4 protein-coding genes are annotated in these 3,129 nt (G+C 68.3%); 1 reads left to right on the forward strand and 3 read right to left on the reverse strand.

Going from position 1 to position 3,129, the window contains the following annotated elements:
• From AC27KI_RS21705 to AC27KI_RS21715, 3 genes are all read right to left on the reverse strand, one after another.
• Positions 1-461 (reverse strand): CorC transporter family protein (locus AC27KI_RS21705; RefSeq protein ID WP_487115774.1); only part of this gene is annotated, 461 nt, incomplete at its 3' end.
• 90 nt (positions 462-551) lie between these two features.
• Positions 552-1,277 (reverse strand): GNAT family N-acetyltransferase, encoded by a 726-nt coding sequence (locus AC27KI_RS21710; protein ID WP_284413882.1) that lies wholly within the window; start codon positions 1,275-1,277, stop codon positions 552-554.
• A 147-nt stretch (positions 1,278-1,424) separates the two neighbouring features.
• Positions 1,425-1,907 carry an Lrp/AsnC family transcriptional regulator gene (locus tag AC27KI_RS21715; protein WP_092745358.1) on the reverse strand — a complete coding sequence of 161 codons (483 nt, stop codon included), beginning with the start codon at positions 1,905-1,907 and terminating at the stop codon, positions 1,425-1,427.
• A gap of 169 nt (positions 1,908-2,076) precedes the next feature.
• Between AC27KI_RS21715 and AC27KI_RS21720 the strand changes: the two genes are divergently transcribed.
• Positions 2,077-3,018 (forward strand): lipase family alpha/beta hydrolase, encoded by a 942-nt coding sequence (locus AC27KI_RS21720; RefSeq protein WP_284429699.1) that lies wholly within the window; start codon positions 2,077-2,079, stop codon positions 3,016-3,018.
• The last annotated feature ends 111 nt before the right edge of the window (positions 3,019-3,129 follow it).

Consider the following 3,129-nt stretch of genomic DNA (forward strand, 5'->3'; position numbering starts at 1 on the left):
TCGCGCAGCAGGTCGTTCAGGCCCTTGCTCTCCGGCACGAAGGCCGCAGGGCGCAACAGCGCGCGGATGTTCAGCTCCGGCGCGCGCTGCAGCTTGAGCAGGTCCTTGGCCATCAGGATGCCGATGATGTTCTCGCGCTCGCCCTGATAGACGGGAAACCGCGAGTGCGCGGTGTCGATGACCTGGTGCAGCAGGGCATCGAACGGCGCCTCGATGTCGATCAGGTCCATGCGCGGGGCGGCCACCATCACGTCGCTGGCCCGCATCTCGGCCATGCGCAGCACGCGCTCGAGCATCACGCGGGCATCGGCGTTGATGATCTGGTTGTCTTCGGCTTCCGCCAGGGTGGCGATCAGCTCGTCGGTCGAATCCGGGCCGGGGTGGATGAACTCGACGAGCCGCTGCAGGAACGTGCGCTTGTCCTCTCGTTCGGACGGGCGCGCGGAATGGGGGTCGGACACGGTCTTGGAATGCAGGACGTGCGGTGGTTGATCAGGCCCCAAGGATAGCGGAAGCGCCGCGCTGGCGGCCCTGCCGGGCGCCCGGGGCCGTCATTCGGCCGACTGGTGGCGCCCGTCGCGCACGCCGCGCCGCACTTCCTGCAGCCCGGCCAGGAGCCGCCAGAACTGGCGGGCCTGCTTCTTGAAGCGGTAGTCCATCTCGGCGAACTGGTGCACCACCATCTGCGCCATGCGGGTGTCCAGGCCGGCGCGCGGCAGCTGCAGGTAGGCCTCGGACTCCGAGCCGTCGCGGCGCACGGTGGCGCCGGCATTGCGCGCGATTTTCAGCATGGCAGTGTTCTCGCTCAGGGCATGGATGAACACCATGCTCACGCCCTGGTTGCGCGCATGCATCACGGCGCGATCGAACAGCCGCGCGCCGAAGCCGCGCCCCCGCGCCTGGCCCAGCACGGACACGCCGAACTCGGCGCAGCTTTGGTGCTCCGGCGAATCGGCGTAGGCGAGGTGGGCGACGGCGATGAGTTCGAGCCGCCGGTTGTAGATGCCGAAGATCTCGTCGCGCACGAAATCCAGCTGGTCCACATAGCGCTGCACCTGTTCGTCGCTGGCGGCGTAGCCGAAGCGCAGGTAGCGGTCCGCAGGCTCCAGCCGCAGCAGGTGGGCGGCGATGCGCTCGCGGTGCCCGGGGCCGAGCGAGCGGATCGGCACCATGACCGGCGAGCTGCCCCGCCGGTGCGGCGGGCGGGGCGCTTCGCTGCGCAGCACAGTGCCGCCTGCATCGGGGGACGCGCGAAGCCAGTCTTGGGTGGGGATCATGATGGCGCGATTTTAGGGTTTTCCCTTATCCCTGGCCAAACTTTTTGTTGCACTGCGGCACAGCAGGCGAAGCCTCTCCGCCCCCCGGACGGCGCCACCGACGGGCCCGAGGGCGCGGGCAGCTATGGATTCAAGAGCGCCTGCGCGCTACACCGGCACGGCGGTGGTGGCCTTCACGCGGTCCAGCACGAAGCTCGTCTTGCAATCCTGCACGCTGGGGTGCTTGAGCAGCGTGTCCATGATGAAGCGGCTGTAGTGCGCCATGTCGGCCACCACGACGCGCAGCAGGTAGTCCATCTCGCCCGTGAGCGCGGCGCACTCCACCACCTCGGGCCAGGTCTGCACGCTGGCGCGAAACAGGTCCATGGGGTTGCGCTTGTGGCTCTCGGTGTGCTTTTCGAGGCGCACGTTCAGGTAGGCCGTGAGGCCCAAGCCCACCGACTCGGGCCGTACCAGCGCCACGTAGCGGTCGATCACGCCACTGTCCTCCAGGCGCTTGGCGCGGCGCAGCACGGCGCTGGGCGACAGTCCCACCCGCTCGCCGATTTCGTCGTAGGTTTCGCGTCCGTTCACCTGTAAACAGCGCAAGATGGCGCGGTCGAGCTTGTCGAGTGCGTGGTCAGCGGTCATGGCGCAGGATTCTACGGATCTCGGGCACGGCTGCGAAGGTGGATTCCATCGCCGCCAAATGCACGTATGTCCCGATGTGGAAGACCGCGCATCGTCGCAAAATCTCCAAAAAAGAACGGTCGTTCTTTTTTATAAGAGAGTGTTTTCACACCACCACCGGAGACAAACCATGTTCGTTGCATTCAGCCGCCTGCTGCGCGGTTTCGCTTTCGTCCTGGCCGCGTTCGCATTGCAGGGCTTGCAGGGCGCCAGCGCCCAGTCCGGCTACGCGCAGACCCGCTACCCCATCGTTTTGGTGCACGGCCTGTTCGGATTCGATTCCGCGCTGGGCGTGGATTACTTCTACCGAATTCCGCAGGCGCTGCAGCGCGATGGCGCCCGCGTGTTCGTGGCGCAGGTATCGGCGGCCAACAGCACCGAGGTGCGGGGCGAGCAGTTGCTGGCCCAGGTGAAGAACATCCGGGCGCTCACGGGCGCCGAGAAGGTCCACCTGATCGGCCATTCGCATGGCGGCCCGACGGCGCGGTACGTCGCCGGGGTGGCGCCGCAGTGGGTGGCGTCGGTCACCTCCGTGGGCGGCGTCAACCGCGGTTCGCGCGTGGCGGACGTGGTGCGCGGGGTCGCGCCCAAGGGCAGCGTGAGCGAGGCGGTGGCCAGCCAGGCGGCTTCAGCGCTGGTGGCGCTCATCAATCTGTCGTCGGGCGGCAGCGGCCTGCCGCAGATGCCGACCGCGGCGCTGGATTCGCTCACCACCGAGGGTTCGGCGCGCTTCAACCAGCGCTTCGGCGCGGGCGTGCCCACCAGCGGCTGCGGCGACGGGGCCGATCTGGTCAACGGCGTGCGCTACTACTCGTGGACCGGCGTGCGCACGGTCACCAACGTGCTCGATGCCAGCGACGCCCTGCTCGCCACGACCGGGCTGGTGTTCAACGAGGCCAACGACGGCCTGGTGTCGGCCTGCTCGGCACGCCTGGGCAAACACCTGGGCGACTACCGCCAGAACCATCTGGACGAGGTCAACCAGTTGCTCGGCCTGCGGGACTGGCTGTCGGTGGACCCGGTCACGCTGTACCTGGACCAGGCCAACCGCCTCAAGAAAGTAGGCCTGTGACAAGCCGGCCGATAGCGCACCCGCCTGTGGCACGCATCCCCGGCGCGGCACTGGCGGCGTGCGGCATCGCTGCGGCCGCCGCCCTGCTGTGGTGGGCCACGGGGCGGCCCG

Source organism: Acidovorax sp. KPB24-03, assembly GCF_057546605.1.